The sequence below is a fragment of the Streptomyces fuscigenes genome (genome assembly GCF_021556455.1).
Lineage (GTDB): Bacteria > Actinomycetota > Actinomycetes > Streptomycetales > Streptomycetaceae > Streptomyces > Streptomyces fuscigenes.
In genome coordinates, this window is record NZ_JAKGCV010000368.1 from 1 (window position 1) to 5,630 (window position 5,630).

A 5,630-nucleotide genomic window follows, 5' to 3' on the forward strand; every position below is an offset into this window, starting at 1 on the left:
CGCCCCGCAGAGCGCCGCGTGGGCGAGGGCCTGGGAGGCGGTGTCCCTGGTGCCGCCCGGCCCGGCGCGCCGTGAACTGGAACGCACGCCCCCGCGCCGCGGGTGAGTCCCCTCGGCGCGGGAGGCGGCCGCCGGCGGCGGGGAGCCGCGCCCTACGCGCGCAGGCCGCGCAGGAGCAGGTCGAGGACCTCGTGGAACTCCCGCTCGGTCTCCGGCTTCTGCCACTCCCCGGCGTGGACCGGGTCGTGGAAGCGGGCGGTGGCGTCCCACAGCGCCCGGGCCGCGGCGGCCGGGTCGGGCGCGGCGAACTCCCCGCCGCGCACGCCGCTCACCACGACACGTTCCAGCTGGGCCACCAGCCTCTCCACGTGGCAGGTGACGGCGGTGCTGGCGTCCCTGGCCAATTCGAGGAACGTGGCGAACAGCTCGGGGTCGTCCCCGGCGCGGCGGCGCTTGGCGGCGAAGAGGGTCGTCAGCCAGAGCCGCAGCCGCTCCCCGGCCGGCTCCTCGCCGTCCGCGATCGCCTCCAGCTCGCCGCTCTCGGGGGCGAGCCAGCGTCCGGCGACCGCCTCTCGCAGTGCCGCCTTGGTTCGGAAGTGCCGGTAGACGCTGCCGTGGCTGACGCCCAGGGCGCGGGCGACGTCGACGACCGTGGCCTTGGCGGGACCGTAGCGGCGCAGCACGTCCTCGGTGGCTTCGAGGATGCGCTCGGGGGTCAGCGGGCTGTCGGTCGGCGCCATCGGGTCCCTTACTTCATCTGCTTCTTCTCGCTGTCGAGGTGGGCCATCTGCTCCTCCGGGTAGCGGGCGCCGGCTGCGGCGCCGGCCGGAACCGCCTCCTCGACCGCGGCCAGGTCGTCGGCGTCGAGCCTAACGTCCAGCGCGCCGAGTGCCTCGGCCAGGCGGTCGCGCCGGCGCGCGCCGACGACCGGCACGATGCCCGCGGACCAGCGGTCGTTCTGCGCGAGCACCCAGGCGATGGCCGTCTGCGCCACGCTGATGCCCTTGGCGTCGGCGACCTTGCGCAGTGCGTCGACGAGGTCGAGGTTGCGGTCGATGTTCTCCGGCCGGAAGCGGGGGCTCAGCCCGCGGAAGTCGTCGGCGGCGATCTGCCGGCCCCTCCCCCAGTGGCCGCTGATCAGGCCGCGGGAGAGCACGCCGTACGCGGTGACGCCGATGCCCAGCTCGCCGCAGAGCGGGAGGATCTCGTCCTCGATGCCGCGGTCGAGCAGCGAGTACTCGAGCTGCACGTCGGCGATGGGTGCGGTGGCGGCGGCGCGGCGGATCGACTCGGGTCCGGCCTCGGACAGGCCGATGTGGCGTACGTAGCCGGCCTGGACGGCCTCGGAGATGGCGCCGACCGTCTCCTCGATGGGCACATTCGGGTCGACGCGGGCGAGGCGGTAGATGTCGATGTGGTCGGTGCCCAGGCGCTGCAGGGAGTAGCCGAGGAAGTTGCGGACCGCCTCGGGCCTGCCGTCGTGCCCGACGAAGCGGCCGTCGACGTTGCGCAGCGCGCCGAACTTCACGCTCGTCACGGCCTGTTCGCGCAGCCGGGCGGGTGCGGTGCGCAGGGCCTCGCTGATGAGCAGTTCGTTGTGGCCCATGCCGTAGAAGTCGCCCGTGTCGAGGAGGGTGACTCCGGCGTCGAGCGCGGCGTGGACGGTGGCGAGGGACTCGGACCGGTCGCTCTGCCCGTAGGCGGGCGACATGCCCATGCAGCCGAGGCCGATCGCGGAGACCTGGGGTCCGGTGGTGCCGAGGGTGCGGGTCTGCACGGAGCGCTCCTTGGGGGGTGGAGGGGTGTGCCGAGAAGCATGGCAGTTGTGCTGACAGATTTCAATATCTGTCAGCACAATCACTCAGGGGTGGGCTCGGGCGGGGATGCGGCCACAAGGGCGGGCCCAGGAGCCGGGGCGGTCGGACGGGATGCCTGCTCCGACGCGCCGCGCGGGCCGGGGACCGCCCGGACGGCGGACGGGACCGCGCGAGCCGGCACGGCACCGCGGGAAGCCGGTAGCCGGTAGCCGGTCACGAGCATGGGCTCCCGCCGGATCCGGCACTTTCCAGGATTGCGACGGTGGCGCCCGCGGAAGACTGCTGGGGTGGTGGATGTCCCCGGTCGACCGTGACGCGGATCGCGGCCGGGGCGGCGTCGGGGTGACGACGTCTCACAAGCCGTGGCCTCCGGTTGCCCGCCCGCGCGCCGGGGCCACTCGACAAGGGGGGTCCGATGGGTTTCACGGAGGCGTATCTGGGCGCCGCGGCTCAGGCGGTGACATTGCTGGGTGCGCCGGAGGTCGCCGCTTCCTGGGAGGAGCCCAGCGCGTTGGCGGACATGACCGTCGGCGGCCTGGCCGGTCATCTGGCGTATCAGGTCTTCAGCGTGTCGTCGGCCCTGGGGACCGCGGCGTCGGCCGAGGCGCCGATCCCGCTTCTCGAGCACTACGCCCGCGCCGCCTGGATCGACACGCCCCTCGACGGCGAGGTGAACGTCGGCATCCGGACGAACGGGGAGGACATCGCCTCGCGAGGCGCCCGGGCGCTCGTGGAGGACGCCCGTGGGGCACTCGCCGAACAGCAGGTCGCCCTGCCGGCGGTTCGGGGCGACCGGGTCGTGTTCATGCCCCAGACGGGGTGGGCACTGAGCCTGGACGACTTCCTCACGACGCGCATGATGGAACTCGCCGTCCACATGGACGACCTGGCCGTCAGCGCCGGAACCGCCACGCCGGAGCTCTCGCCTGCGGCCTTCGGTCCCGTGCTGGCGTTGCTGGCCGAACTCGCCGCTCGTCGGCACGGTCAATCGGCCTTGCTGCGGGCCCTGGCCCGAGCCGAGCGGGCGCCGCTCGCGATCAACGCGCTCTGAGCCGCTCGGGCACCCTGGCGCGGATCGAGAGGGGGGCGCCTCACCCCTCGGAGGGCGGCACGCGTCCGGGGGCCTCACACCCTGCCGCGGGGCCGGCGGCCCGGCGCGCGCCGAGCGGGCGCCGCGTCCCGGCCGCCCGGCACCTCGTGGACCCCCTCCCGCCTCGGGCGCCCCGGCCGCCCAGTACGGACAGCCGGGGTCGGGCCGTCCGGCGACCCGGACGCCTCGGATGCCCCGGACGCCCCGCTCAGGCGAGGCGCAACGCGCCCGGGCTCTCGCGTTCGAACACCGCGACCAGGTCGTCGAAGTCGGTGGGCCCCCGGCCGGCGCGGGCGGCCGCGAGCCGGGCCTCCAGTTCCGCGTGAGCGCTCGAGTGGGCGCGGGCCAGGCGGCGTTCGAGCGTAGCGGCCGTCTCCGCGTGCCCGAGCGCCGCACGGGAGAGGAGGTGGTCGCGCCAGACGAAGGCGAAGTCGCCGTCGTCGGGGGTGCCGAAGCCGCCGCGCAGGCAGTCGGCGAGGGCGTCGAGATTCGCACCGAAGTAGCCGCCGGGGCCGTTGACGGCGGCGCCGAGCACGCGCCAGAACGCGTCGAGGCCGGTGACCTCCGCCCCCTCGATCACGTACGTGGCTGTCATGGGACGGAGGCTACCTTTCGACGGGGGCCGCACCGGGCGGCCCGCTGGGCGACGGGCCGGGCGGCTCGCACGGAAGCCGGGGCGGCCGGCCCGACCGGAGCCGGGCCGGCCGCCCCGACGGGAGCAACGAGGCGGTCAGCAGGAGAAGTTGATCTTGTTGAACGACGCGTAGTGGTTCGAGGTGTAGTACTCCTCGTCGGGCCGTCCGGCGATGATCCGGCGGGCGCCGCGGTCCGGCGAGCCGGGCGTGACGACGGTGTACTCGCGGTAGTAGCCCTGCGCCTGACTGGGCAGCAGGTGCTCGTCGTTGCGGAAGACCTCCCCGTCCTGCTTGTAGGGGAAGGGGCCGCCCTTGTCGATGAGGGCCTGGGTGTCGTGCGCCTGCGACGGCAGGCCGGAGTAGCAGACACTGCCGACCGCGGCGACGGAGGCGTGGACGGCGGGGGCCTGGGCGGCCGCGGACGCGGTCGCGGCGGCGCCGCCGAGGAGGAGGGAGGAGGCCAGGGCTGCGACACCGCCGAGGGCGGCCATACGTGGGGGAATTCGCATGCCCACATGATGACGCGCGTAGACATGGTCACGTCAATCCCAACACCTGTTCGTTCGCAGGAAGTTCACTACGGCTGCGGGGCTCCCGACCGGCTGCCGGGCCGCTGCCGGGCCTGTCCGGCCGGGCGGGGGGCACCGGCCGGACAGGGGGCGCGGGATCAGGCCGGGCGCGTCCGGGCCCAGTCGTAGAGGCGGTGCGCGCTGTCGCCGAGACGGGTGGCGTAGAGGGTGCCGGGCTGCCCGCCGGCGAGCTCCTCGGTGGTGGAGGTGACGCCGACGACGGTGCCCGCGCCCGTGCGGGTGTCGAACCCGGCGAGGTGGGGGCCGCCGCTCGCACCGGACGCCATGTCGCAGGTCTCGCCCCACAGGAGCGGGGCGTCGGGGCCCGGCCGGTCCGGCCCCGCGCAGTGGATCATCCGGTTCCCGCTGTAGGTGGCGCCCGGGTCGTTGAGCTTGTCCTTCGGATAGCCGAAGGCGTGGATGAACTCGCCCTCGACGGGCTTGGTGAACGCGATCCGCTGGCTTCCCGTGACGTCCGCGAGGCGGCGCCCGCCGGCCGACCGGTTCGTCACGAGCACTCCCGTGTCGTAGCCGGCGACGGCGACGTCGTCCGAGGTGGTCTCCGAGGGGTCGGCGTCCCAACGGGACGACGTCGCCATGGCCTTGACGCTGAAGCCGCCGAGCGGCTTCGTCCCGTTGCGGTAGCCGGGCACGAAGTAGAGGTTGTGGTTCCACGTGTCGTCGTCGGCCGCCGGCCCGACGCCGCGCAGGCAGTGCGCCGCCGTGACGAGCGTGCTGCGGTTCGGGCTGCTGACGACCGTCGCGGTGCAACTGCCGTCGTAGCCGTCGGAGAAGGTGAAGAAGAGGCGGCCGACGCTCTTGCCCACCGCGCCCGCGTGCGTCCACACGGCGCCGGGATCCGGCGTCCCGGCGGGGAGCGGACGCGGGTCGTCGGGCGTGTCGTCGTCCTCGGGGACGGGGGTGATCTCGGGGACGAGCGCGCCGGCCAGCTTCATCCGGGTGGGGGTCCAGTAGGCATCGATCCGGCCGCGCTCACCGGCGGTCGTGGCACCGGACCGTGTGGTGACGGTCTCCGGCGGGGCTGCGTGGGCCGTGGCCGGCAGGAGCACGGCCGTCGAGGCCGCGGTCAGCAGGATGGCTCCCGCCGCGGCGAGCCCGCGGGGCAGCGCGGGACGGGAGGCTGACGTCATTGCCATGGTGGTTCTCGTTCCTCTCTCGGGTACGGGCCGCGGCGTCCGGGAGACGGCGCCCCGCAGGGGGCGCGGCGGCCCCGGGGCCGCGAGGGACCCGGCCGGCTGCCGCGTTCACGGCGGGAGAACCGCGCGGCGGCGGCGCCGGGTGCGGGCCCCTCCCCCGAAACGACGTCCGGGAGGTGGCGGGGTTGCGGCCGGCGAGGTGAGATCGACTGGAGGCGCGCTCAGGAGGGCACGATGCGGGACGTGCGGGCCGCCGCGAGCCACGGGAACGCGCCGAGCAGCCGGTCGTCCGGCTCGGAGCCCGCGCAGATGCGGGGGCGAGAGTGGCCGGAGGTGTGCCCGGGCGCGGCGGCGGAGCTGTG

Annotated in this window: 6 protein-coding genes; 1 reads left to right on the forward strand and 5 read right to left on the reverse strand. The window is 74.8% G+C overall.

Annotated features, from left to right (window positions below; genetic code table 11):
- Nucleotides 1-152 precede the first annotated feature (152 nt).
- Entirely contained in the window at nt 153-740 is a 588-nt protein-coding gene (locus tag L1885_RS22530) for a TetR/AcrR family transcriptional regulator (RefSeq protein ID WP_235798994.1), read from the reverse strand.
- An 8-nt stretch (nt 741-748) separates the two neighbouring features.
- A complete protein-coding gene (locus L1885_RS22535) occupies nt 749-1,777 on the reverse strand; it encodes an aldo/keto reductase (RefSeq protein ID WP_235798995.1) in 1,029 nt (342 codons plus the stop codon).
- Nucleotides 1,778-2,232: 455 nt separating this feature from the next.
- On the opposite strand from L1885_RS22535, the gene L1885_RS22540 reads away from it, so the two are divergent.
- Entirely contained in the window at nt 2,233-2,868 is a 636-nt protein-coding gene (locus L1885_RS22540; RefSeq protein WP_235798996.1) for a maleylpyruvate isomerase N-terminal domain-containing protein, read from the forward strand.
- Between the two features lie 247 nt (nt 2,869-3,115).
- Here L1885_RS22540 and L1885_RS22545 read toward each other — a convergent pair whose 3' ends face one another.
- The 3 genes from L1885_RS22545 to L1885_RS22555 form a co-directional block, all read right to left on the reverse strand.
- Nucleotides 3,116-3,502, reverse strand: coding sequence for a barstar family protein (locus tag L1885_RS22545; RefSeq protein WP_235798997.1), 387 nt, complete (start codon nt 3,500-3,502; stop codon nt 3,116-3,118).
- 135 nt (nt 3,503-3,637) lie between these two features.
- Nucleotides 3,638-4,051 (reverse strand): guanyl-specific ribonuclease, encoded by a 414-nt coding sequence (locus L1885_RS22550; protein WP_235798998.1) that lies wholly within the window; start codon nt 4,049-4,051, stop codon nt 3,638-3,640.
- A gap of 158 nt (nt 4,052-4,209) precedes the next feature.
- Entirely contained in the window at nt 4,210-5,268 is a 1,059-nt protein-coding gene (locus tag L1885_RS22555) for a trypsin-like serine peptidase (RefSeq protein WP_235798999.1), read from the reverse strand.
- Nucleotides 5,269-5,630 lie beyond the last annotated feature (362 nt).